The organism is Mycobacterium sp. PSTR-4-N (genome assembly GCF_022348085.1).
In the GTDB taxonomy this organism is placed as follows: Bacteria; Actinomycetota; Actinomycetes; order Mycobacteriales; family Mycobacteriaceae; genus Mycobacterium.
In genome coordinates, this window is the sequence record NZ_JAKRFN010000018.1 from 53,337 (window position 1) to 77,391 (window position 24,055).

Below are 24,055 nucleotides of genomic sequence, written 5' to 3' on the forward strand. Positions count from 1 at the left end.
GATCGGTTCCCGAGCGCACGCATTCTGATGAGAATTACGGGAGAACTCATCACAAAGCGTGCACTCGGCGCACCGCCTAGTAGGTGTAGAAACCCTGACCGGTCTTCTTACCCAGCTGGCCGGCCTCCACCATCCGCTGCAGCAGCGGCGGCGGGGCGTAGTGCGCGTCCTTGTACTCGTCGTACATCGAGTCCGCGATCAGCTTCATGGTGTCCAGCCCGATCAGGTCCGAAAGTCGCAGCGGGCCCATCGGGTGCGAGAGCCCCGCGACCACCGCCGTGTCGATGTCCTCCACGGACGCCACCCCGGCCTCGGCCATCCTGATCGCCGACAGCAGGTACGGCACCAGCAACGCGTTGACGATGAAGCCCGACCGGTCGCCGCAGCGCACCACCTTCTTGCCCAGTGACTCGCCTGCGAACTTCTCGACCCGCGCGATCGCCTCGTCGGAGGTCACCAATGTGTTGATCACCTCGACCAGCGGCAGCACGGGCACCGGGTTGAAGAAGTGCAGCCCCAGCACGCGGCTCGGATTCTTGGTCGCCGCAGCGATTTTCATGATCGGGATGCTCGAGGTGTTCGAGGCGAGGACGGCGTCGGGGTCGGTGACGATCTCGTCGAGCTGGGCGAAGACCTTGGCCTTGACGGCCTCGTTCTCGACGATCGCCTCGATCACCAGCTGCCGGTCCGCCATGTCGGCGAGGTCGCTGGTGTAGGTCAGGCGGGCCTGGGTGATCTCGAAGTCGTCGGCGGCCAGCTTGCCTTTGGCCTTGGCCCGTTCGAGCGACGCGGTGATGCGCGCGCGGCCGGCCTCGACGAGCTCCTGCGCGGGTTCGTAGACCGTCACGTGGGCACCGGCTTTGGCGCACACCTCGGCGATACCGCCGCCCATCTGCCCGGCGCCCACGACGCCGACTCGTTCGATGCTCACTGGACTGAAATTCCTCCTCGCGTGCGGGACTGTCTTCGGCATAGATGCGTCAGACCCCGCCCAAGATTTCTGGGCGGGGTCTGCGCTGTCAAGCTTCGCGAGCGCGCGCTGGGTTGTACGCGCCGTGCGGCGTGTCGCTGTGCTGACACGCGCGCTCGCGGGGCAGGCCTAGTGGAACTGGCCTTCTTCGGTGGAGCCGGCGAGCGCGGTGGTCGAGCTGGTCGGGTCCACGGTGGTGGCGATCCGGTCGAAGTAGCCGGCGCCGACCTCGCGCTGGTGCTTGGTCGCGGTGTAGCCACGGCTCTCGGCGGCGAACTCGCGCTCCTGCAGGTCGACGTAGGCCTTCATCTGCTCCCGGGCGTAGCCGTAGGCCAGGTCGAACATCGAGTAGTTCAGGGCGTGGAAGCCGGCCAGGGTGATGAACTGGAACTTGAAGCCCATCGCGCCCAGCTCACGCTGGAACTTGGCGATCGTGTCGTCGTCGAGGTGCTGCTTCCAGTTGAACGACGGCGAGCAGTTGTAGGCCAGCATCTGGTCCGGGAACTCGCTCTTGACGCCCTCGGCGAACTTCTTGGCCAGCTCCAGGTCCGGCGTGCCGGTCTCCATCCAGATGAGGTCGGAGTACGGCGCGTAGGCCTTGGCGCGCGCGATGCAGGGCTCGAGGCCGTTCTTGACCCGGTAGAAGCCCTCGGCGGTGCGGTCACCGGTGATGAACGGCTGGTCGCGCTCGTCGACATCGGAGGTGATCAGCGTCGCGGCCTCGGCATCGGTACGGGCGATGACGACGGTCGGGACGTCGGCGACGTCGGCGGCCAGACGGGCCGAGGTCAGGGTGCGGATGTGCTGCTGGGTCGGGATCAGCACCTTGCCACCGAGGTGGCCGCACTTCTTCTCCGAGGCCAGCTGGTCCTCCCAGTGCGACCCGGCGACACCGGCGGCGATCATCGCCTTCTGCAGCTCGTAGACGTTCAGCGCACCACCGAAGCCGGCTTCACCGTCGGCGACGATCGGGGCGAGCCAGTTCTCGACCGAGGTGTCACCCTCGACCTTGGCGATCTCGTCGGCGCGCAGCAGCGCGTTGTTGATGCGGCGGATGACCTGCGGCACCGAGTTGGCCGGGTAGAGGCTCTGGTCGGGGTAGGTGTGGCCGGAGAGGTTGGCGTCACCGGCGACCTGCCACCCGGACAGGTAGATGGCCTTGAGTCCCGCGCGCACCTGCTGCACGGCCATGTTGCCGGTCAGGGCGCCGAGCGAGTTCACGAAGTCCATCTCGTGCAGCTGCTCCCACAGCACCTCGGCACCGCGGCGGGCCAGCGTCGCCTCTTCGACGACGGTGCCCTGCAGGGCGACGACGTCCTTGGGGGTGTAGGTGCGGGTGATGCCCTTCCAGCGGGGGTTGTGGTCCCAGTCGTGCTGGATCTGTTCGGGGGACTTCGGCGTGCCCACGGTCGACTTGGTCATGAGGTGACCCACTCCTTCAAACGGTTGTTAACGTTCCAGCGTCTTCACCGGACTGCTGAGTCGAGGATGCATCACGGCATAACTGCAGGTCCACCCGTTTCGCTTGTAAAGTTTCGCCAACACCCGAGCCGAGCTTGCGAAGATTGCGAAGGCGTACCTGTGCTGAACCGGTTCAGAAGTTACCGGCTGGTAAACGATCGTCGCAGGTCAGTACGCCCGTACTGTTTGGTGGAGCGATTCAGAGCGGGAAGATCGCCGCGACCGCTTTGACCTCGTCGCCGACCGCATATGTGAGCGTTGTAACACTCCGATCGGTGAGCTCAGGACCGAACTTCTCGGTCGATCCGGCCGGATATGTGTGCTGCAGGATCTCCAGCTTGTCGCCGAGGGCCACCGGCAGGTCGTGCTCGATGGTCACGCGCAGCGGCACGCGCATCAACTCGGGGTGCGCGTGCAGATAGTCCTCGACTACCGACCAGTACACGGAGTTGTTCATGTGGTCGAAGATGTCGATGTCGCTGACCCGCACCGGGTAATCGCGGACGAGCTCGGCGTCCTCGCGCGACCCCGCACTCAAGTACGCCTTCCACCGCAGCCGGCCCTCGCTGGTGGTGCGGCGCAGCCCCTCGATGAAGTCGTCGGCGATGCGCGCCGGCCCCTGGGTCTCCCGGTTGATGTTGATCCAGAACGCCTCGGATTCGACGAGCCCGCCCTTGCGCCCCTCGATGCGCACCCGCATCTCGCACCACCGATTGGAGGTTCCCGAGCACCAGCGGCGCAGCCGCAGGATGTCCTTGAACACGATCGGCTCGATCATGTCGATCATGGTGCGGCGGACGATCCACAGCGGGTGGGTCTCCTCGAAGCCCATCTCGCGCAGCTGATCGGTGCCGATGTCTTGGATGTGCCTGGTCGCCGCGTCGAACTTCAGCCGGCCCTCACGATCGACGTCGGCCACGCGCAGCGGCCACTCGATGTCGAATACGTCGGGGTGCCCGTCGGGCACCGGCATCAGCGTCTTGGCCAAGGTCACGGAACCTGATGATGCCACACAGGTCCGTCGTGCAAATTCTGCGAATACCGGGTTAGCAGCCCGCTACGCTGGTTCGACGTGGCCAAGACATACGTCGGAGCACGGGTGCGTCAACTGCGCAGCGAGCGGGGATTCAGTCAGGCGGCCCTGGCCCAGATGCTCGACATCTCTCCCAGCTACCTGAACCAGATAGAGCATGACGTGCGGCCTCTGACCGTCGCGGTGCTGCTGCGCATCACCGAGGTGTTCGGCGTCGACGCGACGTTCTTCGCCTCCCAGGACGACACCCGTCTGATCGCCGAGCTGCGCGAAGTGCTGATGGACCGTGACCTCGACGTCGACGTGGGCACAGCCGAGGTCGCCGAGATGGTCGGCGCCCATCCCGATCTCGCTCGCGCCATGGTGAACCTGCACCGTCGCTACCAACTGACCACGACCCAGCTGGCCGCGGCCACCGAGGGCCGGTTCAACGTCGCGAGCGTCAACCCGGGGGCCAGTGGCACGGGATCGATCTCGATGCCGCACGAAGAAGTTCGCGACTACTTCTACCAGCGGCAGAACTACCTCCACGAGCTCGACACCGCGGCCGAGGAGCTGACGGCTGGGATGCGAGTGCAACGCGGTGAGCTGGCCGGCGACCTCTCCGACAGGCTGCGCTTCGTGCACGGCGTGCGCATCATCCGCCGACAAGACCTCGGCGAAGGTGTGCTGCACCGCTTCGATCCCGCCACCAAAACACTCGAGATCACCGCCCATCTGTCGATGGGGCAGCGGGTGTTCCGGATGGCCGCCGAGCTCGCCTACCTCGAGTACGGCGCGCTGATCGACAAGCTGACCGACGAGGGCCACTTCACCAGCGACGAATCCCGCAGACTGGCCCGCCTCGGGTTGGCCAACTACTTCGCAGCCGCGACCGTGCTCCCCTATGCCCAGTTCCACGAGATCGCCGAGAGCTTCCGCTACGACGTCGAGAGGCTGTCTGCCTACTACTCGACGAGTTACGAAACGATCTGTCACCGCCTGTCGACGCTGCAGCGACCCTCGATGCGCGGCGTGCCGTTTTCGTTCGTGCGTGTCGACCGCGCGGGCAACATGTCAAAGCGTCAGTCCGCCACCGGTTTTCATTTCTCCTCCAGCGGAGGCACGTGCCCCCTGTGGAACGTCTACGAAACGTTCGCATACCCCGGCAAGATCAGTGTGCAGATCGCCGAGATGCCCGACGGCCGGGCCTACATGTGGGTGGCGCGCACGGTGGAGCGGCGCGCCTCGCGCTATGGTCAGCCGGGTAAGACGTTCGCGATCGGCCTGGGCTGCGAACTGCGGCACGCGCATCGGCTGGTCTACTCGGAAGGCCTCGACCTCAGTGGTGACCCCAAGGTTTCAGCGACGCCCATCGGGGCGGGATGCCGCGTCTGCGAGCGGGACAACTGCCCGCAGCGGGCCTTCCCCGCGCTCGGCCGCGCACTCGACATCGACGAACACCGCTCGACGGTGTCCCCGTACCTGGTGAGGCAGTCATGAGCGAACGCATCTCCCCCGGAGGGTTCAAGGAACTCGGCCCGATCAACTGGACGATCGCCAAGGTCGGCGCGCGCGGCATCCGCCGACCGCAGTTCAGCCTGATGAACGTGCTGGGCCGTCATCGCACGCTGTTCCTCGTCTGGTTGCCGCTCTCGGGGTATCTGCTGGGCGCGGGCAAGCTCTCACGGCGCGACGCCGAGTTCGTGATCCTGCGCGTGGGGCATCTGCGCGACTGCGAGTACGAGCTGCAGCAGCATCGCCGGCTGGCGCGCACCCGCGGTGTCGATGCCGCGACCCAGGCGGCGATCTTCGCCGGTCCCGACGCCGACGGCCTCACCGACCGGGAACGAACCCTGCTCACCGCCACCGACGAGTTCGTCGTCACGCGGGGCGTGTCACCCCAGACATGGCAGGCGTTGGCCCGCTACTACACACCCGCCCAGCTCATCGAATTCTGTGTGCTCACAGCGCAATACGACGGCCTGGCGGCGACCATCACCACACTGGGTGTGCCACTGGACTTCCCGGACTAGCCGCCCGGCGGCGCGAGTCCTGCGAGCAGGATGTCGATGCCGGCCAGGAACTGCTCGCGATCGTCGTGGTCACGCAGCTGTGCGGCCATCCGGTGCACCACCGGATACCGCTGCGCGTCGTAGCGCTGCCATCGCTGCGCCATGTCGTCGAGAAGCGCGGCCCGGTCGGCGCCGGGCGGCCGCTGACGGGCGTTGGCGGCGTTCTGTCCGGCCACGCCGAGAACGAAGCTGACCAGGGTCGAGCCGGCGTGGAACAGCGCCTCGTCGGCGACGCCGAGGGCGGTGAGGTGCCGGCCCACCCGCTCGTAGATCTCGACCATCGCAGGCTGCCACGGCTGCCGGACCAGGTGCGCGCCCACCCAGGGATGAGCGTCGACGGCGTCGAAGATGCCGAGCGCGACAGCGCGGATCCCGACGTCCGGGGGGTCAACGAGCCCTGAGTCGGGAAGTGCAGCGGCGATGACGCTCTCCGTCGCGGCACCGAGCAGGGCGTCTTTGTCGGCGACGTGCCAGTAGATGGCGCCGGCGCCGGTCTTCAGGCGCGCGGCGAGCGCACGGAAGGTGAGGGCGGATTCCCCGTCGTGATCGAGGATTTCCACGGCGGCGGCAACGATGCGGTCGGTCGTCAACGCCTCAGGCCGGCGGGACGTACGGGGCGACATGGCTCATCTTGACATTTCTGGAACGTCGTTCCAAGCTGGCGTTAGGTTGGAACGTCGTCCATGACGGGCGGAGTACGAGATGGACACCTCGATCACGATCATCGGCGCGGGCGTGGGCGGCCTCACCCTCGCCCGGGTGCTGCATGTTCGCGGCGTCGAGGCAACGGTGTACGAAGCCGAACCGGCGCCGCAGAGTCGCAGCCAAGGCGGACAACTCGATTTGCACCGGGGCACAGGCCAATTCGCACTCGAGGTGGCGGGGCTGACGCGGGAATTCGGGTCGATCATCCACCAGGGCGCCGAGGCGGCGCTAATCGTCGGCTGCGACGGTTCCGTGCTGTTCGAGCAGGCCGATGACGGCGCCGGCGGTCGCCCCGAAGTGCTGCGTGGCGAGCTGCGTCGGATCCTCCTCGAGTCGCTGCCCGAGCACACCGTGCAGTGGGGACACAAGGTGGACCGCATCCACCCGCGTGGTGACGGTTGCCACGACGTGCTGTTCACCAACGGAAAACGGCTCACCACAACACTTCTCGTGGGCGCTGACGGCGCATGGTCGAAGGTCCGCCCACGTCTGTCCGACGCGGTACCGACGTATTCGGGCGTCACCTTCGTCGAGACCTACCTGTACGACGCCGATACCCGCCACCCGGGCGCTGCGGCGCTGGTGGGGGCCGGCGCGATGTACGCGGTGGCGCCCGAGCGGGGCATCATCGCCCACCGCGAGGCCGGCGGAGTGCTACACGTCTACGTCGCGCTGCGGCGACCGGTCGAGTGGTTCGAGACGACGCGGTTGATCGACCGCGTCGCAGCCGAATTCGACGGGTGGGCAACACCTTTGCGGGCGTTGATCACCGAGGCCGACACCGCGCCGGTGCGCCGGCCGATCTACGCGCTCCCTGACGACCATCGCTGGCCGCCGTCGCCCGGGGTGACGCTGCTCGGTGACGCGGCGCATCTGACCGTTCCCGGCGGAGAAGGCGCGAACACCGCCATGTACGACGCCGCCGCGCTCGGTGTGGCACTTGCCGAACGACCCGGCGACATCACCGCGACCGTCGCGGCGTACGAGACCGAGATGTTCTCGCGCAGCAGGGAATCGGCGCGGGATTCGTGGGCGACGCTGGACATCCTCCTCGACGCCAGGGCACCGCAGGGGCTGGTGGAGTTCTTCGCCTCAACGGTGCAGGGCTGAGACTGCGGCCGCGATCGCGATCCGGTCACCGCCACGGGCCTTCGCCTCGTACATCGCGGCGTCCGCCGAAGAGATCACGTCGATCAGATCGGTGCCCGTGGCCCCCGAGGCCGTGGTGGCCGCGACCCCGATGCTCGCCGTCACGGTCGGTTGTGCGGGCGCCGCCACCGCCGCGCGCACCCGCTCGGCCACCGTCCCTGCCTGAGCCGCCGGTATCCGGTCGACCACGAGGAATTCTTCGCCGCCCCACCGCACGACGACCGCATCACTTCGCACGCTCTGGCGGATCCTGCGGGCGATCCGGATCAGCACTTCGTCGCCGACCGCGTGACCAAGGGTGTCGTTGACCGCCTTGAACCCGTCGACGTCGATCAGCAACGCACACAGGTCCGCGCCGGCCGGTGCGCGCTCGTTGAGTTGCTTCATCGCCACGGACAGCCCACGCCTGTTCGTCAGCTCCGTCAGCGGATCGGTCAACGATTGCTTCGAACTGCCCTGCAGCAACCAGAAACCGAACTGCAGCGCAGGCAGGATGCACGCGGTCACGACCAGCGCGATGACGGCCCGCGACACCGCGACCTGCACACCGCCGACCGCAGTGTCCGCGGCCAGCCACACCGCGACTCCACCCACGGCCAGCACACACCAGCCGATGTGCACGAGGTGCAGTCGCGGGCCGTGGAAGAACACCACGTACGCGCCGGCGCACAACAGCAGCGGCATGCCCGACATCGCCAGATTGGGGTCGCCGAACAGCAGTGTCGACAGGGTGATGAGGATGTCGACGTAGATCAACAGCGCGGTCGATTCGCGCAGCGTCGGCCAGGGCCGCATCGCCCAGCGCACCGCCCACACCAGCGAACCGAGCGAGACCACCGCCCAACCCACGCGGACGAGGGCACTGTCGGCCATCGGCGGTGCCACCGCGTTGATCGCGCTGAGAAGCCCGAGCACCGCGCCGATGCCGGCGATCAGGTACCGCAGGATCGGCAGCAGGGCACGCGTACGCAGGAAGTCGATGCGCCAGTCGTAGTCATCCCGTTGATGCCACCACTGACGCAGCAAAGCCCTGACACCGCCATCCCCCACCGGCACATCATGGCACCGAGTGGACGGCTACAAGTACGTCACGCCCAAGACAGCCAGCGAGAACAACAACGGCGACACCGGCAGCGCCCAGCAGAACACCGCCCACGCCTCGGCTGTGCGCGACTTCTTCTGCCACTGACGCCAGCCGAGGTACCCGGACACGATCGCGACGAGGAACGACACCGCCGCCACGACCAGCACCCAGGTCGGCACATCAGACGACGCGATGGCCGCCGAGATGCCCGCCAGCCACAGCATGTGGCCGATGACCAACCCGCCGATACCGGCGATCCAGATCGCCCTCAATTAGAAGTTGATCATGTGGCCGACCAGACCGTGGAAGCACTCTTGCAGCGCTTCGGACAGGGTCGGGTGGGTGTGTACGTTGCGGGCGAGCTCATTGGCGGTCAGATCCCACTTCTGCGCCAGAGTGAGCTCGGGCAGCAGTTCGGAGACGTCGGGACCGATCAGGTGGCCACCGAGCAGTTCGCCGTACTTCTTGTCCGCGATCAGCTTGACGAAGCCGGTCGGATCGGCCAGGCCGTGGGCTTTGCCGTTGGCGGTGAACGGGAACTTCGCGACCACGATGTCATGGCCCTCGTCCTTGGCCTGCTGCTCGGTCAGCCCGAAGCTGGCGACCTGCGGCTGACAGAACGTCGCGCGGGGCATCATCCGGTAGTCACCGAGCGCCAGCGTCTCCGCGCCGGCGATGGTCTCGGCGGCGACGACGCCCATCGCCTCGGCCACGTGAGCGAGCTGCAGCTTGCCGGTGACGTCACCGATCGCGTAGATGTGCGGCTTGTTGGTGCGCATGTAGTCGTCGATGCCGATGCCGCCGCGGTCGGTCAGCTCGACGCCGGCCTTCTTCAGGTCGTAGCCGTCGACGTTGGGCACGAAGCCGATGGCCTGCATGACCTTGTCGGTCTTGAGCTCGTCTTCCTTGCCGTCCTTGCTGATCTTGACCGTGACCGTCGAGCCGTCATCGTTGATCGACTCGACCTTGGTGCCGGTGAGGATCTTGACGCCCAGCTTCTTGTACTGCTTCTCGATCTCCTTGGACACCTCGGCGTCCTCGTTCGGCAGCGCGCGGGGCAGGAACTCGACGATCGTGACGTCGACGCCGTAGTTCTTCATCACGTACGCGAACTCCATGCCGATCGCGCCGGCGCCGGCGATGACGATCGAGCCGGGCAGATCGCGCTCCATGATCTGCTCTTCGTAGGTGATGACGTTCTTGCTGAGTTTCGTACCCGGGACCAGCTTGGTGTGGGCGCCGGTCGCGATGATCGCGTTGTCGAACGTGACCGTCTCGGTGTCACCCTCGTTGAGGTCGACGACGATCGTGTGGTCGTCTGTGAACTTGCCGTACCCGTGGATCTCGGTGATCTTGTTCTTCTTCATCAGGAAGTGCACGCCGGCGACCCGGCCGTCGGCGACCTTGCGGCTGCGGTCGAACGCGGCGCCGTAGTCGAAGCTGACGTCACCGCTGATGCCGAATGTCTTGGCTTCCTTGGTGAACATGTGTGCCAGCTCGGCGTTGCGCAGCAATGCCTTCGACGGGATGCACCCGACGTTCAGGCAGACGCCGCCCCAGTACTTGGGTTCGATGATGGCTGTGTTGAGTCCGAGCTGAGCAGCGCGGATGGCCGCGACGTACCCGCCGGGGCCGGCTCCGAGAACGACGACGTCATAGTGGGTCACGCCTTACCACCCTAGTGGCCGCGAAGCAGCGCAGCACCCATGGCCGCGGCCAACGGTGCCGACATGAACGCGATGGCCAGCGCGGTGACCGCGGGGCGGTCCTGCACCAGCGCCGTCAGGAGGCTTCCGACGATGCTGGCGACGAGGTAGACGAGCACCGCGAACACCGGAACGGCCTTGTCCGGGGACTGGGCCCACCAGTGATAGAGGCCCGCACCGGCCGCGCCGGCGACCGCCCACACCGTGACCGTGACCAGTGCGAATTTCCACCGGCTGAGATGTTCGGCGACGAGCTGCTCAGACACCGGCGGCCACCTGGACTGCCGTCAGCGCGCCGAGGCAACCGGGTCCGATGGCCACCACCAGCGCACCGACGGCGGTGGCCCAGCGCCGGCCGGACACCAGGATCGTCAGCGTGCCGAGGAGGCTCGGGATGCCGACCGCGAGCGCGACGACGGCAGCGGGCTTCAGGGTGGTGGAGACCTCGCCCGCGACGAACAGGGCACCGGCGACTCCGAGGGCGACGCCGATGAGCATCACCCCGGCCAGCACCGACGCGCGGGGCAGCGGGATCACGTCTGCGACGGTAACGCCGGCGCGTCGCGTTGCGGGTCAGGCGCGCGGGGGACTGTGGTGTGCACTCAGAGCGCGGATTCGCGTGCTGAAGCGACCTGGATGCACACCAGCTGCGCCCTAGCGCAGCGGCACCGGGCAGGCGTCGACCGCCTCGGCGACGACGAGGGTGCCGTGCGCCGACGGCCGCTCACCTCGTTCGTAGGACGCCCCGGTGACCACCGGCTCGTCCGCGAGTGCGGCCAGCTCGTCGTCGGTGAACGCACGGCCACGCGACAGGAACCGCATGCCTTCTGGCGCTTCGAGACTGAACCCGCCACCGCGGCCCGGCACCACGTCGATCACCAACTGCGTGTGCTTCCACGCGTCGAACTGCGGCCCGGAGATCCACACCGGGACCCCGTCGCCCACGTCGAAGATCGCCAGAAGGACATCGCGGTCGCCGACGACGAAGTCGCCGTCGGGGTAGCACATCGGCGACGACCCGTCGCAGCAGCCGCCGGACTGGTGGAACATCAACGCCCCGTGGCGGTCCTGCAGCGTGCGCAGCAGGTCGGCTGCGGCAGCGGTGATGAGGGCTCGATTCGGTGCGGGCACGTCAACCATCTTCCTCCAGTCGCGCGGCTCTGATGGCCGGTGCGATCGACGGCGGCAGCAGCATGCGCCGGTCGGCGGGATAGCAGACCGTCAGCCCCACCGACGACGCGAAACGGTAGGGCTGCGCGGCCAGCAGCCCGGAGAACTGTTTGCGCAACCGCGACATCTCGGCACGCACGGTGACCACGCGGGTGCGGTCGCCGTAGAGGTCCTCGGCGAGTTCCGGCGCGGTGCGGCCCTGCGGAGAACGGGCCAGCGCGCAGAGGATCTCGGCATGCCGCAGCGACAGGTCGTGACGCCAGCTGCCGAACTCCCCGACCATGCGCAGCCCCGGCTTGTCCGGATCGGCGAAGTCCAGCGTCACCTGCGAGACGTGCGCGGCCGCCGAGTCGTCGTCGCTGTCGGCCAGGCGCACCAGCCACCCGCCGGGCAGCGGCTCGACCGCGCACAAACCCAACGTCGCCAGCCACACCCGCCCTGGCCCCATCTGGTCCGGCAGCAGGATGCGGTTGTGCAGCGGCATCGCGTCGACCGCAGCGACCCAGCCCTCGGTGTCCACGGCCAGCGCCGGGGCGCCCATGCGGGCCAGGATCGGTGCGGCCACCGAGCGCAGCCGGTTCAACGTCCGGTCGTGCTCGGAGCGCAGGTGCGATTCGGCGAGCCTGGCGACGGCGTCGACGAGCGCGATCGTGGTCGGGTGGACGGTGGCCGCCGGACCCGAGACGTCGACGACGCCGAGCACCTGGCCGGTGCGGGGGTCGCGGATCGGCGCTCCCGCACAGGTCCAGGAGTGGTGGCTGCGCAGAAAATGCTCGGCGGAGAACACCTGGACGGCCCGCTGCGCGGCGAGCGCGGTGCCGATCGCGTTGGTGCCGACGGCACCTTCACCCCAGTGCGCGCCCTCGACGAACCCGAGCCGGTCGGCGTTGCTGAGCACCGACGGCGACCCGGAGCGCCACAGCACCCGCCCGGTTGCGTCGGCGACGACGAGGATGTTCTCGCCCTCGGCGACCAACGACTCGAGGCCGTGCGAGATCTCGTCGAGTACGTCCATCAGTCCCGACGCGCGGCGCAGCGCCTCCAGGCCGCCGGTTTCCACGACCGGGGTGTCGCTCGGTTCCACACCGCTGGCCAGCAGTCGCTGCCAGGAGTCGCCGATCACCTCGCGGGGGCGGGCCGGCGCGCGATGTCCGGCCATCGTCGCGTCGTAGACAGCCGACATCAACCGCGCGTAGCTGCGCGGATCCTCCCCGACGGCGACGGCGGGTTCAGGCACGGACTGCATCACCTGCGATTGTGCTCCCCATCTCAGCGGTAGACCAGGCCGCCGTCGATCAGCCCGGCCTGGCCGGTCATGTAGTCGGCGTCGGGGCCGGCGAGGTAGGACACGAAGCCGGCGACGTCGTCGGGTGTCTCGGCGCGCCCGAGCGCGATGCCGCCGACGAACTTCTCGTAGGTCTCGCCCTCGGCGGCGCCGGTCAGTTCGGCGAAGCGCTTGTCGATCTCCACCCACATGTCGGTGCCGACCACCCCGGGGCAGTACGCGTTGACGGTGATGCCGTCGGCGGCGTGCTCCTTGGCCGCGGCCTGGGTCAGCGCCCGGACCGCGAACTTGGTCGCGCTGTAGGGGCCGAGCATCGCGAAGCCATCGTGGCCGGCGATCGACGACGCATTGATGATCTTGCCTGGCTTGCCGTTGGCCGTGAAGTGCGCGACCGCGGCTTGGATCCCCCAGAGCACGCCGTCGACATTGATGGCCCAGAGCTTCTCGAGCTCGTCGGGCGTGACGTCCTTGATGGGTCCGACCAGCGCGATGCCGGCGTTGTTGACCATGATGTCCAGACCGCCGAGCGCGCTCGCCGTGTGGTCGACGGCCGCGAACACCTGGTCGCGATCGCTCACGTCCGCGACGAATGTGGTTGCCTTGGAGCCGATCTCGGTGATCTCGTCGGCGACGGCCGCGATACCGTCAGCCGTGACGTCGACCAGCGCCACGTCGGCGCCGTCGCGTGCCAACCGCAGCGCGATCCCCCGCCCGATGCCGCGGCCGGCACCGGTCACCAGTGCGACTTTTCCGGTGATTGCCATGTCAGTTCCCTCCGTTCGGGTCGACGAGGACCTTCATCTTGGTGCCGGCATGGAGTGCCTCGAATCCCTCGTCGACGACGTCGTCCAACGGAATACGGGTCACCCAGCCGGTGGTGTCGTAGCGACCGTCGGCCATCAGCGCGATCACCGCTTCGAAGTCCGCGCCGGTGTAGCAGAGCGAGCCCTGGATGCGTGACTCGTTCATCACGAGGTTGAGAAGCGGTGTCTCGAGCGGCTTTTCGTAGATCGCGACGCTGACCATCGGTCGCCGGGAGCCCACGCACGCCAGCGCGGTACTCACCGCGGGCGCCACCCCGGCGGCGTCGAACACGGCGTCGGCGCCCGCACCGGAGGTGTGCTCGGCGATGAACGCGGGCACGTCGGTCGTCGTCGGGTCGAGGGTCTGCGCGCCGAGCGCCTCGATGGCCGCGCGCCGTGTCGGCGAAGGCTCGACGACGAAGACGTCTTCGAGACCCTTGCCGCGCAACGCGAACCACAGACCGATGCCGATCGGCCCGGCGCCGAACACCATCGCGGAGTCACCGTCCTTGACGTCGCCGAGGGTGGCGGCGTGATAGGCCACCGACATCGGCTCGACGAGGGCGCCCAGCTCCAACGAGACGCTGTCCGGCAGCCGGTGCAACATCGACGTGGGTACGACGGTCGACTCGGCCATGCCGCCGTCGGACATCAAGCCGTGGAAGCCGATCTGCTGGCAGACGTTGTAGTTGCCGGCGCGGCAGGGTCCGCAGTGGTCGCATTTGTAGATCGGCTCGACGGCGACGCGGTCGCCCTCGGCCCATCCGGTCACGCCCTCGCCGACGGCGGTGATGGTGCCGGAGAACTCGTGGCCCATGGTCAGCGGGAGCTGCGCGCCGGTCAGCGGGTGCGGCGAGGTCGGCACGAAGATCGGGCCGGCGTAGTACTCGTGGAGGTCGGTGCCGCAGATGCCGTTGAAGCCGACCTGCAGCTTGACGGTGCCGGGGCGTACCTCGGGCTCGGCGACGTCGTCGATCTCGAGTTTGTTGGGGCCGTAGTAGACAGCTGCTTTCATGCGGCCAGTTCTATGTGACGGCGGCCACACGTCGAAAGAGTTGCAGGGGGTTGCACGACGCCCAAACGTCGGTTTGGGCGAGAAATCGCGGCGTGTCGTGACCCAAGCGTTGGTTTGGGCGTATGAAGCGGGGGCGTAGGAAGCGTGGCGGTTGCAACGCTTCGCAACTCTTGTGCCGGCCATGACATAGGTGTGGTCTGGCTCACATGACTTCCACTCTCGACCCCCGAACCACCACCCTGACCCCGCAGCAGCGCGTCGACGCCTGGCTGGCCGACTTCGAGGCCGCGCTGGCCGTCCGCGACATCGAACGCGCCGCCGGCATGTTCGCCGTCGACGGCTTCTGGCGTGACCTGGTGTCCTTCACCTGGAACCTCAAGACCCTCGAAGGCCGCGACCAGATCACCGACATGCTGACCGCCCGTCTCGCCGAGACCGACCCGTCGGGATTCGCGACGCGAGAGGAACCCACCCAGGATGGGGACGTCGTCTCCGCGTTCATCCAGTTCGAAACCGCGGCCGGACGCGGCACCGGGCATCTGCGGATCAAGGACGACGCAGGCGAAGACAAGGCCTGGACCCTGCTCACCGCGCTGCAGGAACTCAAGGGCCACGAAGAGCGCAAGGGCGCCACACGCGTCCTCGGTGCCGTGCACGGCGACGACCCCGATCCTCGCTCCTGGGCGGAGAAGAAGGCGGCCGAGGACGCTGAGCTGGGCCGCACGATCCAGCCGTACACGCTGGTGATCGGCGGCGGTCAGGGCGGCATCGCCCTCGGCGCACGGCTGCGCCAACTCGGCGTGCCGGCGATCGTCGTCGACAAGCACGAGCGACCCGGCGATCAGTGGCGCAAGCGCTACAAGTCCCTGTGCCTGCACGACCCGGTCTGGTACGACCACCTGCCCTACCTGCCGTTCCCGCAGAACTGGCCGGTGTTCGCACCCAAGGACAAGATCGGCGACTGGCTCGAGTTCTACACCCGCGTGATGGAGGTGCCGTACTGGTCGAAGACGACGTGCCTGTCCGCCACATTCGACGACGCCGAGGGCCGCTGGACCGTCGAGGTGGACCGCGACGGCGAGCGCCTCACCCTGCACCCGACCCAGCTGGTGCTCGCCACCGGGATGTCGGGCAAGCCGTATGTGCCGACACTTTCCGGCCAGGACGTCTTCCGCGGCGATCAGCACCACTCGTCGCAGCACCCCGGCCCCGACGCCTACGCCGGCAAGAAGGCCGTCGTCATCGGGTCGAACAACTCCGCCCACGACATCTGCAAGGCGCTTTACGAGAACGGCGTCGACGTGACCATGGTGCAGCGGTCGTCGACCCACATCGTCAAGTCCGACACCCTGATGGACATCGGCCTGGGCGACCTGTACTCCGAGCGGGCACTGGCCGCGGGGATGACGACCGAGAAGGCAGACCTGACGTTCGCCTCACTGCCGTACCGGATCATGCATGAGTTCCAGATCCCGCTGTACGACCAGATGCGGGAGCGCGACAAGGAGTTCTACGACCGGCTCGAAGCCGCCGGGTTCGAATTGGATTGGGGCGCCGACGGTTCCGGGCTGTTCATGAAGTATCTGCGGCGCGGCTCCGGCTACTACATCGACGTCGGCGCCTGCGACATGGTCGCCGACGGGCGAATCAAGCTGGCGCACGGCCAGGTCGACCATCTGACCGAGGACTCGGTGGTGCTCGCCGACGGCACCGAGCTGCCCGCCGACGTCGTGGTCTACGCGACGGGCTACGGCTCGATGAACGGCTGGGCGGCGGATCTGATCGGCCAGGACGTCGCCGACAAGGTCGGCAAGGTGTGGGGTCTGGGCAGTGACACCCCGAAGGATCCCGGGCCGTGGGAGGGCGAGCAGCGCAACATGTGGAAACCCACGCAGCAGCCGAACCTGTGGTTCCACGGCGGCAACCTGCATCAGTCCCGGCACTACTCGCTGTATCTGGCGCTGCAGCTCAAGGCCCGCTACGAAGGCCTGCCCACGCCGGTGTACGGCCTGCAGGAAGTGCACCACCTCAGCTAGGACGCGACGGGCTCAGGCGGCATCGGAGATGCGAATCTGGTTGCCGCCGGCCCGTTTCGCCTCGTACATCGCCATGTCGGCGGCCGCGATGACGCGCTCGATCAGCGTGCGGGCGTCGGCAGCGGTGTCGTGCGCCGCGACCCCTGACACCCGGGAGACCCCGGCGACCCCGGCGACCCCGGCGACCCCGGCGACCCCGAGGCTGGCGGTGACGTGCCACGGGTTCGACGCGATGGCCGAGCAGAGCCGCCGCGCGAGCAGGTCCATCTCGCGCGGCGGGCACGCCTGGGCGACCACGAACTCCTCCCCGCCCACCCGTGCCGCGATGGCCCCCGAGCCGCACGCGTCGCGCAGTCTGGCGGCCACGTCGACGAGCACCCGGTCGCCGATCGCATGGCCGAGGGTGTCGTTGATCCGCTTGAACCCGTCGAGGTCGATCATCACCACGCTGAAACTTCCCGAGCCGCGCCGGGCCGCGTCGGTGATCAGGGCCTGCGCCGCCCGCCGGAACCCTCGCCGGTTGGTCAACCCGGTCAGCGGGTCGGTCGAGACGGCATCGTTCCACAGCAGTCGCGTCAGGATGTGTCCACCGAACGGCACCGTCAAGAGGCCGCCCATCGACATCAGCAGGGTGGCCACGCCCAAGGGCACGTCGCCGGCCACCCCCATCCGGACCGCGCACGCGGCCGCCGTGCCGAGCGCGATGGCGACGGTGAGAGCGAGCAGACGCGGGCTGTGCGCGGAGGCGACGTAGGCCGCCAGCCCGACGAAGGCCCAGCAGGTCAGCAGCCCGGCATGCGGGTCCGACTGCGCCACGGCGACCACCGCCAGAGCAGCACAGCCGCACACCGCGAACACCGCCGAGTGCCGCCGGGTGGGCCACCGCCGGGCGTAGGCCACGGCGACACCGGCGAAACCTACCGCGATCACCGCCACCACCCCCCGCATGGCCCCGTGTGGGCCGGCGGGACTGAGCGATGTCAACGCCACCGCGACAGCGAGCACCGCCATGATCGTGGCCATCACCGCCGAGGAGATGCGCAGCAGCCGGCGGGACGCGAGGTAGCCGGCCAGCCAGTCGTAGCGGTCCGGCTGTCTCCACCACTGGCGGATGTGGTTCACCACGGCCCCCGATGCTCAGCTGGGGTGATCGTACCGACCCCACCCATTCCCACAGCCGATTCGAACACCGCCGACGGCGGTGCGCAGAATGGGGGCGTGACGAACCCCCCGCAGACGGACGATCCGTTCCTCTGGCTCGAGGAGATCACCGGCGACGACGCACTCGCGTGGGTGCGCGCGCACAACGATCCGACGATCGCCGAACTCGGCGGCGAACGGTTCGAGCAGATGCGTGCCGATGCCCTCGACGTCCTCGACACCGACACCCGCATCCCCTATGTGCGCCGGCGCGGTGAGTTCCTCTACAACTTCTGGCGCGATGCGACCAACCCGAAAGGTCTGTGGCGCCGCACGACGCTCGAGAGCTACCGGCAGGAGAAGCCGGACTGGGACGTCGTCATCGACGTCGACGAGCTCGCCCGCACCGACGGCCAGAACTGGGTCTGGGCCGGGGCAGACGTGATCGAACCCGACCACCTGCGCGCAGTGGTCAGCCTCTCCCGGGGCGGGTCGGACGCGGCGGTGGTGCGTGAGTTCGACATGACGACCCGCACCTTCGTCGACGGCGGGTTCGAGCTGGCCGAGGCGAAGTCTCAGGTCACCTGGGCCGACGAGGACACGCTGCTGGTCGGCACGGACTTCGGGCAAGGGTCACTCACCGAGTCGGGCTACCCGCGGATCGTGAAGCGCTGGACGCGCGGGACACCACTGGACGAGGCGGTGACGATCTTCGAGGGCGACCCGGCCGACGTCCTGGTCGCGGCGTCGGTGGATCGCACGCCCGGGTTCGAACGCACGCTGATCAGCCGCGCGCTGGACTTCTTCAACGAAGAGGTCTACGAGCTGCGCGGCGCCGAACTGGTCCGCATCGACACCCCGACCGACGCCAGCATCTCTGTTCACCGCACCTGGCTGTTGATCGAGCTGCGCAGCGACTGGCACTACAGCTACGGAACGGGCACCCAGCACTACCCCGCCGGTTCCCTTCTGGCCGCCGACTACGACGAATTCCTCTCCGGCAGCGCAGAATTGAGTACGGTGTTCACCCCGGACCGGCACACCAGCCTGCACCACTACGGGTGGACCCGCGACCGTCTCGTGCTCGTCACACTCGCCGATGTCGCCAGCCACGTCGAGGTGGTGACGCCGGGCTCGTGGGAGCACGAACCGGTGGCCGGACTGCCGGACAACACCACCGTGTCCCTGGTCGCCGTCGATCCCCTCGGTGACGAGATCTTCTGCGACTGCTCAGGTTTCGTCACACCGTCACAATTGATGCACGGGGCTGCCGGCGGCGCCCTCACCGAGATCAAGCGGGCGCCGTCGTTCTTCGACGCAGCCGATCTCGAGGTGCAGCAGTATTTCGCGACGTCCGACGACGGCACCGCGGTGCCGTATTTCGTCGTGGGGCATCGCCACACGCTGAGCGCCGGTCCTACGCTGCTCGGCGGATACGGCGGGTTCGAGGTGGCCCGCACCCCGTACTACGACGGTGTGATGGGCCGGCTGTGGCTCTCCCGGGGCGGCACATACGTGCTGGCCAACATCCGCGGTGGCGGTGAGTACGGCCCCACCTGGCACACCCAGGCGATGCGCGAGGGCCGACACCTGGTCGCCGAGGACTTCGCAGCCGTGGCACGGGATCTGGTCGCGCGCGGGATCACGACCGTGGACCGGCTCGGCGCACAGGGTGGCAGCAACGGCGGGCTGCTGATGGGCATCATGCTGACGCAGTATCCGGAGCTGTTCGGCGCCCTGGTGTGCAGCGTGCCGCTGCTGGACATGAAGCGGTTCCACCTGTTGCTGGCCGGCGCCTCCTGGGTCGCTGAGTACGGCGACCCGGACGATCCCGATGATTGGGATTTCATCTCGAAATACTCTCCGTACCAGAACATCTCGACCGAGCGCCGCTATCCGCCGGTGCTGATCACCACCTCGACCCGCGATGACCGCGTACATCCGGGCCACGCCAGGAAGATGACCGCGGCGCTGGAGGCGGCCGGCCACCCCGTGCGGTACTACGAGAACATGGAGGGCGGGCACGCGGGTGCGTCGGACAATCCGCAGATCGCGTTCCGCGCCGCTCTGATCTACGAGTTCCTGCTCTCGACGCTGGGAGGGCAGTGACGTGACGATCGCCCGATCGGCCGGAGCGCTGCTGCTGGCGTCCGCGATGGTGCTCACCGGCTGCGGCCGGGAGATCACCGGTACCGCGGTGACCGCCGCCGGACGCGCGCCCGCCCAGGAAGCCGGCGATGACGCGCAGTGCACCACCGTCACCGCGCCTCTGGTCGACATCCCGCAGAAGAATCCCCGCGAACCGCAGCTGCGCGTCCCGCAACCGCAGGGGTGGGAACGCAACACGATGATGGACAACCAGATCATCCGGTTCGCGATCGTCGCACAGGATCTCGTCGCCGATCAGTTCGCCCCCAACGCGGTGGTCACCCTGGAGTCGGTCCGCGGCAGCGCCGATCCCGACATCGTGTTCGAACAGAACCGATCCAACCTGACCACGATGATGGGCGCCTTCGATCTGCAGACCGAGAGCAACACCACCTGCGGACTGCCCTCGGAGACAACGACATACATCGCGCCCGCGATGGGGCCGGCACCGCAGCGGCCCATCATCATGCATGCCGTCGTGGCGCGGACACCGTCGGCCACCTACCTGTCGACGCTGACGGTGCAGACCACCGATGCGACCAACCCCACCTACGTGCGCGACTCCGCGGAGATCGTCGACGGCTTCCAGCTGCTGCTGCCATGACGCTCTCTGAGATCCTGCTGATCGTCGGCGCGGCGTTGGTGCTGGCCGGTATCGCAGCGCCCGGTTGGGACACCGCGACCATGGATCGGCGAGCGGTCAAACGGCGCATCTACTGGACGGGCACCGGTGCGGGCATCGTGGTGCTGTTCCTGTCCGGCCTTCCCGACCTGCAGAGCGCGCTGGCGCTGGCCGCCGCCGCAACGGTGCTGACCCTGGGGTGGGCCTACTTCCGGACGCCGAACATCGTGATCGGCGGCCGCATCCGGTCGGCCGATCCGACGATGCGCGACGGGAGCCGGTGACCGCCGACGTGTAACGCCGGCGGGCCCGGCGGGCACTACCGGTCGACGAAGGGAGCCGCTGTGCTTCAGGGCGCCCCGGTGTGACGTGCTGGGTTACGATCTCGCGGACATGACCGCCACTTCCGCGGACGAGGCTGCCATCGTCGCGGCGCTGCGGGCGCGTGACGAGGCGACGTTCGCCGCGCTGGTCGACAGGCACACGCCGGCGATGCTGCGGATCGCGCAGGGCTACGTGTCGTCCCGCGAGGTCGCTGAGGACGTCGTGCAGGAGGCGTGGATCGCGCTGCTCAAGGGTATCGACGGCTTCGAGGGCAGGTCCTCTCTGCGCACGTGGCTGTTCACGGTGCTGATCAACATCGCCAAGAAACGCGGCATGCGGGACCGTCGGGAGTCCGACGCCCAGATCGCCGCGTACACGAACGGAACCGTGCACCCGGCCCGGTTCCACGACCGCGACGAGCGCTGGGCGGGTCACTGGCGCGACGGGGAAGAACCGGTGCCGTTCCCCGAGTCACCGGAGGGCTCGGTGCTGAGCTCGGAGTTGCTTGCGTTGACCCGCGACGCACTCGACACCCTGCCCGAGCGGCAACGCCTCGTGGTCACCCTGCGCGACGTGCTCGACGTCGACTCCGCGGAGGTGAGCCGGCTGCTCGGCATCACGCTCGCCAACCAGCGGGTGCTGCTGCACCGCGGGCGGACGGCGATCCGGCAGGTTCTCGAGGATTACGTGAGGGACGTGACATGAGCGAGCCCGCACCGATGGACTGCTATGAGCTCGTCGCGTTGATCACCGCCTACTTCGACGGCGCGCTCGACGGCGTCACCCAGACGCGGTTCGAGCAGCACCTGGCGGGCTGCGACGGCTGCCTGACCTATCTGCAACAGTTCCGCACCACGGTGCGCACCCTGAGCGTGCTCTGCGACGACGACGTCGACCCGCCGTTTCGCGACCGGTTGCTGGACGCCTTCCGCGACTGGCGCTAGAACTGCTCAGGTGAGCCAGTTCCAGACGGTGCTCTACCGCACCGAACCGCCCGTCGCGACCATCACGCTGAACCGCCCTGAGCGGCTCAACACCATCGTGCCCCCGATGCCCGACGAGATCGAGGCCGCGATCGGCCTGGCAGAACGCGATCCGGCCGTCAAGGTGATCGTGCTCCGCGGGGCCGGACGCGCCTTCTCGGGCGGCTACGACTTCGGCGGCGGCTTCGAGCACTGGGGCGAGGCGATGAACACCGATGGGCGCTGGGACCCCGGCAAGGATTTCGCGATGGTCAGTTCCCGGGAGACCGGGCCGACGCAGAAGTTCATGGCGATCTGGCGGGCGTCCAAACCGGTGATCGCCCAGGTGCACGGCTGGTGCGTCGGCGGGGCCAGCGACTACGCCCTGTGCGCGGATCTGGTGATCGCCAGCGACGACGCGGTGATCGGGACGCCGTACGCCCGCATGTGGGGGGCCTACCTGACCGGGATGTGGCTGTATCGGCTGAGCCTGGCCAAGGTGAAGTGGCATGCGCTCACCGGTGAGCCGCTGACCGGAAAAGAAGCCGCCGCAGTCGAATTGATCAACGAGTCGGTGCCCTTCGAGCGGCTGGAGGCGCGGGTGGCCGAGATCGCGGCCTCGCTGGCGAAGATTCCGCTCTCGCAACTGCAGGCACAGAAGCTGATCGTCAATCAGGCCTACGAGAACATGGGCCTGGCGTCGACGCAGACCCTCGGCGGAATCCTCGACGGGCTGATGCGCAACACCCCTGATGCGCTGCGTTTCGTCGAGACGGCCGAACGGGACGGTGTACGCGCCGCCGTCGAGCAGCGCGACGGGCCGTGGGGCGACTACAGCCAGGCCCCGGCAGAGCGGCGGCCGGACCCGTCACACGTGATCGAACCCTGAAAAGTCAGGTAGTCCACTACGCAGGCGCAGGCACGATCTGCGAGTGATCCTCATGAGCGAGCCCGGCGACAGGACCGGGACCATCACGCCACGAGGAGTACCGACATGACGAACACACCGCTCAAAGGCCTGCTTGCCAGCGATGCCGACGGTGAGGTCCGGATCAACGTGCCCGGCGGCACCTGGGTGATCCAGCGGGCCGACATCGAAAGGCAATCGGAATGGGTGAATCCGACGGTGGCCGAGGAGGGCGGCAAACCCGTCGAGGTGGTCGTCCGTGTCGGCGCGTCGATCGGGTGGCTGCAGACCTTGACCATCGAATCACTCGAGCGGCCGATGACACTGCCGGACCGCTACCGCACCGTTGTCGGCTCCGAGGACCTCGCACGCCAGAGTGAGGAGTGGGGCCGCGCCCACGGCTTCGCCTTCAATCGTGTCGTGACGGCCGAGGCGGGCCACACATCGGTGAGCTGCTGGGACCATCCCAGCGGGTTCGGAACCGTGTGCCAGGGCGACGACTGCCAGTAACGACCACCGATCATGACCACACCGGTACTCATCGTCGCCCACGAGCTCGACGTGCACGCGGCCGCAGTGTCCTCGCACCTGCGAGAACACTTCGGCATCGCTGCGCTGCAGCTCGATCTCGCCCAGTTCCCATCGAGCACAGCCCGATTCACGTCGACGCGAGACTGCCGGGCACACTCCTGGGATGGCATCGATCTCGATTCCGTCCGTGCCGTCTGGTGGCGCCGACCGGCGCGGAGCACCGTCGGGCGCAGCGTCGACCCGGACGTCGACACCTTCCGGCAGGCCGAGTGTGACCACTTCGCCGAAGGCCTTTTGTGGTCACTCGACGCGGTGTTCGTCAACGACCCTGCCGCACAACACCGCGCCGCGCGCAAACTCGTCCAGCTGCACACCGCCCGATCGCTGGGTCTCAACGTGCCCGACACAGTCGTGACGAACGACGCGACGGTGGCCTCGGAATTCCTCGAGGGACTGCAGCGCCGCGCGATCTGCAAGCGCACGGGCACAGGCAGCACGTTCACCGAGACCAGATTGGTCACGACTGCCGATCTACCGCGCCTGACCGGAATCCGCTCCTCCCCCACCACCTTCCAGGAATTCATCGATGGTCGCTATGACCTGCGGATCGTCTGGATAGCCGGTGAGGCCTGGGCGGTGCGCATCGATTCCCAGACAGGCGCCGGGTGGGTGGATTCGAGGATGGACAACTCGGTTGCGTTCACCCCCTATGACCTCGACGACGACCTCGCCGCAGCACTGCACCAGCTGATGGGGTCACTGGGGCTCGCGTTCGGTGTGATCGACCTGAGGGTGTCGGCAACCGACGGGAGGGTCTACTTCCTTGAGGTCAACCCGCAGGGGCAGTTCGCGTACCTGGAGATCAAGACGGGCCTGCCCATCACCCGCAGCGTCGCGGGGCTGCTGGCGGATCCGGCGCGGGCGGCTCTGACGGCCGCCTAGTGCATCCG

Annotated in this window: 26 protein-coding genes; 12 read left to right on the top strand and 14 right to left on the bottom strand. The window is 68.0% G+C overall.

The genetic code is table 11. The annotated features are described in order from the left end of the window. Positions 1 to 76: 76 nt before the first annotated feature. From MHN84_RS21480 to MHN84_RS21490, 3 genes are all read right to left on the bottom strand, one after another. The gene (locus MHN84_RS21480) at positions 77 to 973 is read right to left on the bottom strand and encodes a 3-hydroxybutyryl-CoA dehydrogenase (protein WP_374238401.1); all 897 of its coding nucleotides are present in this window, start codon (positions 971 to 973) and stop codon (positions 77 to 79) included. A 126-nt stretch (positions 974 to 1,099) separates the two neighbouring features. Then, on the bottom strand, positions 1,100 to 2,392 hold the full coding sequence (aceA, locus tag MHN84_RS21485; RefSeq protein WP_241206533.1) for an isocitrate lyase: 1,293 nt from the start codon (positions 2,390 to 2,392) through the stop codon (positions 1,100 to 1,102). Positions 2,393 to 2,630: 238 nt separating this feature from the next. Next, positions 2,631 to 3,425 (bottom strand): acyl-[acyl-carrier-protein] thioesterase, encoded by a 795-nt coding sequence (locus MHN84_RS21490; protein ID WP_241206534.1) that lies wholly within the window; start codon positions 3,423 to 3,425, stop codon positions 2,631 to 2,633. A 78-nt stretch (positions 3,426 to 3,503) separates the two neighbouring features. Here MHN84_RS21490 and ramB point away from each other — a divergent pair, with 78 nt between their 5' ends. Next, positions 3,504 to 4,946, top strand: a complete 1,443-nt coding sequence (ramB, locus tag MHN84_RS21495) for an acetate metabolism transcriptional regulator RamB (protein WP_241206535.1) — start codon at positions 3,504 to 3,506, stop codon at positions 4,944 to 4,946. Continuing rightward, positions 4,943 to 5,479: a carboxymuconolactone decarboxylase family protein gene (locus MHN84_RS21500; RefSeq protein ID WP_241206536.1), complete on the top strand. Its 537-nt coding sequence runs from the start codon at positions 4,943 to 4,945 to the stop codon at positions 5,477 to 5,479. Before ramB ends, MHN84_RS21500 begins: the two co-directional genes overlap by 4 nt. Here MHN84_RS21500 and MHN84_RS21505 read toward each other — a convergent pair. Further along, the gene (locus tag MHN84_RS21505) at positions 5,476 to 6,141 is read right to left on the bottom strand and encodes a TetR/AcrR family transcriptional regulator (RefSeq protein ID WP_241206537.1); all 666 of its coding nucleotides are present in this window, start codon (positions 6,139 to 6,141) and stop codon (positions 5,476 to 5,478) included. The two genes, MHN84_RS21500 and MHN84_RS21505, sit on opposite strands and share 4 nt — an antisense overlap. Before the next feature lie 79 nt (positions 6,142 to 6,220). Here MHN84_RS21505 and MHN84_RS21510 point away from each other — a divergent pair, with 79 nt between their 5' ends. After that, positions 6,221 to 7,333, top strand: a complete 1,113-nt coding sequence (locus MHN84_RS21510; RefSeq protein WP_241206538.1) for an NAD(P)/FAD-dependent oxidoreductase — start codon at positions 6,221 to 6,223, stop codon at positions 7,331 to 7,333. Here the strand turns inward: MHN84_RS21510 and MHN84_RS21515 are convergent. From MHN84_RS21515 to MHN84_RS21555, 9 genes are all read right to left on the bottom strand, one after another. After that, positions 7,316 to 8,422, bottom strand: a complete 1,107-nt coding sequence (locus MHN84_RS21515; RefSeq protein WP_241206539.1) for a diguanylate cyclase — start codon at positions 8,420 to 8,422, stop codon at positions 7,316 to 7,318. The genes MHN84_RS21510 and MHN84_RS21515 overlap by 18 nt on opposite strands. A 27-nt stretch (positions 8,423 to 8,449) precedes the next feature. Then, positions 8,450 to 8,728: a hypothetical protein gene (locus tag MHN84_RS21520; protein WP_241206540.1), complete on the bottom strand. Its 279-nt coding sequence runs from the start codon at positions 8,726 to 8,728 to the stop codon at positions 8,450 to 8,452. Continuing rightward, a complete protein-coding gene (lpdA, locus tag MHN84_RS21525; protein ID WP_241206541.1) occupies positions 8,729 to 10,123 on the bottom strand; it encodes a dihydrolipoyl dehydrogenase in 1,395 nt (464 codons plus the stop codon). Positions 10,124 to 10,134: 11 nt separating this feature from the next. Further along, positions 10,135 to 10,428: a hypothetical protein gene (locus MHN84_RS21530; protein WP_241206542.1), complete on the bottom strand. Its 294-nt coding sequence runs from the start codon at positions 10,426 to 10,428 to the stop codon at positions 10,135 to 10,137. After that, complete coding sequence (locus tag MHN84_RS21535) at positions 10,421 to 10,699, bottom strand: putative holin (protein WP_241206543.1); 279 nt, start codon at positions 10,697 to 10,699, stop codon at positions 10,421 to 10,423. Before MHN84_RS21535 ends, MHN84_RS21530 begins: the two co-directional genes overlap by 8 nt. 117 nt (positions 10,700 to 10,816) lie before the next feature. Next, positions 10,817 to 11,293 (bottom strand): DUF779 domain-containing protein, encoded by a 477-nt coding sequence (locus MHN84_RS21540; protein ID WP_241206544.1) that lies wholly within the window; start codon positions 11,291 to 11,293, stop codon positions 10,817 to 10,819. 1 nt (position 11,294) lies between these two features. After that, a complete protein-coding gene (locus MHN84_RS21545) occupies positions 11,295 to 12,578 on the bottom strand; it encodes a helix-turn-helix domain-containing protein (protein ID WP_241206545.1) in 1,284 nt (427 codons plus the stop codon). A gap of 23 nt (positions 12,579 to 12,601) precedes the next feature. Continuing rightward, the gene (locus tag MHN84_RS21550; protein WP_241206546.1) at positions 12,602 to 13,381 is read right to left on the bottom strand and encodes an acetoin reductase; all 780 of its coding nucleotides are present in this window, start codon (positions 13,379 to 13,381) and stop codon (positions 12,602 to 12,604) included. A 1-nt stretch (position 13,382) separates the two neighbouring features. Then, on the bottom strand, positions 13,383 to 14,435 hold the full coding sequence (locus MHN84_RS21555) for a 2,3-butanediol dehydrogenase (RefSeq protein ID WP_241206547.1): 1,053 nt from the start codon (positions 14,433 to 14,435) through the stop codon (positions 13,383 to 13,385). A 206-nt stretch (positions 14,436 to 14,641) separates the two neighbouring features. On the opposite strand from MHN84_RS21555, the gene MHN84_RS21560 reads away from it, so the two are divergent. Then, positions 14,642 to 16,471: an NAD(P)/FAD-dependent oxidoreductase gene (locus tag MHN84_RS21560; protein ID WP_241206548.1), complete on the top strand. Its 1,830-nt coding sequence runs from the start codon at positions 14,642 to 14,644 to the stop codon at positions 16,469 to 16,471. Between the two features lie 12 nt (positions 16,472 to 16,483). On the opposite strand, the gene MHN84_RS29900 is transcribed toward MHN84_RS21560, so the two are convergent. Further along, positions 16,484 to 17,596 carry a diguanylate cyclase gene (locus MHN84_RS29900; protein ID WP_241206549.1) on the bottom strand — a complete coding sequence of 371 codons (1,113 nt, stop codon included), beginning with the start codon at positions 17,594 to 17,596 and terminating at the stop codon, positions 16,484 to 16,486. A gap of 93 nt (positions 17,597 to 17,689) precedes the next feature. On the opposite strand from MHN84_RS29900, the gene MHN84_RS21570 reads away from it, so the two are divergent. The 8 genes from MHN84_RS21570 to MHN84_RS21605 all read left to right on the top strand — a co-directional run bounded on the left by MHN84_RS21570 (position 17,690) and on the right by MHN84_RS21605 (position 24,047). Further along, entirely contained in the window at positions 17,690 to 19,720 is a 2,031-nt protein-coding gene (locus MHN84_RS21570; RefSeq protein WP_241206550.1) for a prolyl oligopeptidase family protein, read from the top strand. 1 nt (position 19,721) lies between these two features. After that, the gene (locus MHN84_RS21575; protein WP_241206551.1) at positions 19,722 to 20,363 is read left to right on the top strand and encodes an LpqN/LpqT family lipoprotein; all 642 of its coding nucleotides are present in this window, start codon (positions 19,722 to 19,724) and stop codon (positions 20,361 to 20,363) included. After that, positions 20,360 to 20,665, top strand: coding sequence for a hypothetical protein (locus tag MHN84_RS21580; protein WP_241206552.1), 306 nt, complete (start codon positions 20,360 to 20,362; stop codon positions 20,663 to 20,665). The genes MHN84_RS21575 and MHN84_RS21580 overlap by 4 nt, the downstream gene beginning before the upstream one ends. A gap of 109 nt (positions 20,666 to 20,774) precedes the next feature. After that, positions 20,775 to 21,410 (top strand): RNA polymerase sigma factor, encoded by a 636-nt coding sequence (locus MHN84_RS21585; protein ID WP_241206553.1) that lies wholly within the window; start codon positions 20,775 to 20,777, stop codon positions 21,408 to 21,410. Beyond that, positions 21,407 to 21,649, top strand: a complete 243-nt coding sequence (locus MHN84_RS21590) for an anti-sigma factor (protein WP_241206554.1) — start codon at positions 21,407 to 21,409, stop codon at positions 21,647 to 21,649. The genes MHN84_RS21585 and MHN84_RS21590 overlap by 4 nt, the downstream gene beginning before the upstream one ends. Positions 21,650 to 21,659: 10 nt before the next feature. After that, positions 21,660 to 22,556: a crotonase/enoyl-CoA hydratase family protein gene (locus MHN84_RS21595; protein WP_241206555.1), complete on the top strand. Its 897-nt coding sequence runs from the start codon at positions 21,660 to 21,662 to the stop codon at positions 22,554 to 22,556. A gap of 105 nt (positions 22,557 to 22,661) precedes the next feature. Then, positions 22,662 to 23,084, top strand: coding sequence for a hypothetical protein (locus tag MHN84_RS21600; RefSeq protein WP_241206556.1), 423 nt, complete (start codon positions 22,662 to 22,664; stop codon positions 23,082 to 23,084). 12 nt (positions 23,085 to 23,096) lie between these two features. Beyond that, a complete protein-coding gene (locus MHN84_RS21605; RefSeq protein ID WP_241206557.1) occupies positions 23,097 to 24,047 on the top strand; it encodes an MvdC/MvdD family ATP grasp protein in 951 nt (316 codons plus the stop codon). Positions 24,048 to 24,055: the final 8 nt, after the last annotated feature.

Bases quoted from the DNA above. Each gene is read 5' to 3' on its own strand.
- MHN84_RS21580 (WP_241206552.1), top strand. From the start codon at position 20,360: ATGACGCTCTCTGAGATCCTGCTGATCGTCGGCGCGGCGTTGGTGCTG.
- aceA (WP_241206533.1), bottom strand. From the start codon at position 2,392: ATGACCAAGTCGACCGTGGGCACGCCGAAGTCCCCCGAACAGATCCAG.
- MHN84_RS21560 (WP_241206548.1), top strand. From the start codon at position 14,642: ATGACTTCCACTCTCGACCCCCGAACCACCACCCTGACCCCGCAGCAG.
- MHN84_RS21555 (WP_241206547.1), bottom strand. From the start codon at position 14,435: ATGAAAGCAGCTGTCTACTACGGCCCCAACAAACTCGAGATCGACGAC.
- MHN84_RS21500 (WP_241206536.1), top strand. From the start codon at position 4,943: ATGAGCGAACGCATCTCCCCCGGAGGGTTCAAGGAACTCGGCCCGATC.
- MHN84_RS21480 (WP_374238401.1), bottom strand. From the start codon at position 973: ATGCCGAAGACAGTCCCGCACGCGAGGAGGAATTTCAGTCCAGTGAGC.
- MHN84_RS21550 (WP_241206546.1), bottom strand. From the start codon at position 13,381: ATGGCAATCACCGGAAAAGTCGCACTGGTGACCGGTGCCGGCCGCGGC.
- MHN84_RS21590 (WP_241206554.1), top strand. From the start codon at position 21,407: ATGAGCGAGCCCGCACCGATGGACTGCTATGAGCTCGTCGCGTTGATC.
- MHN84_RS21505 (WP_241206537.1), bottom strand. From the start codon at position 6,141: ATGTCGCCCCGTACGTCCCGCCGGCCTGAGGCGTTGACGACCGACCGC.
- MHN84_RS21510 (WP_241206538.1), top strand. From the start codon at position 6,221: ATGGACACCTCGATCACGATCATCGGCGCGGGCGTGGGCGGCCTCACC.
- MHN84_RS21600 (WP_241206556.1), top strand. From the start codon at position 22,662: ATGACGAACACACCGCTCAAAGGCCTGCTTGCCAGCGATGCCGACGGT.
- MHN84_RS21605 (WP_241206557.1), top strand. From the start codon at position 23,097: ATGACCACACCGGTACTCATCGTCGCCCACGAGCTCGACGTGCACGCG.
- MHN84_RS21585 (WP_241206553.1), top strand. From the start codon at position 20,775: ATGACCGCCACTTCCGCGGACGAGGCTGCCATCGTCGCGGCGCTGCGG.
- MHN84_RS21545 (WP_241206545.1), bottom strand. From the start codon at position 12,578: ATGCAGTCCGTGCCTGAACCCGCCGTCGCCGTCGGGGAGGATCCGCGC.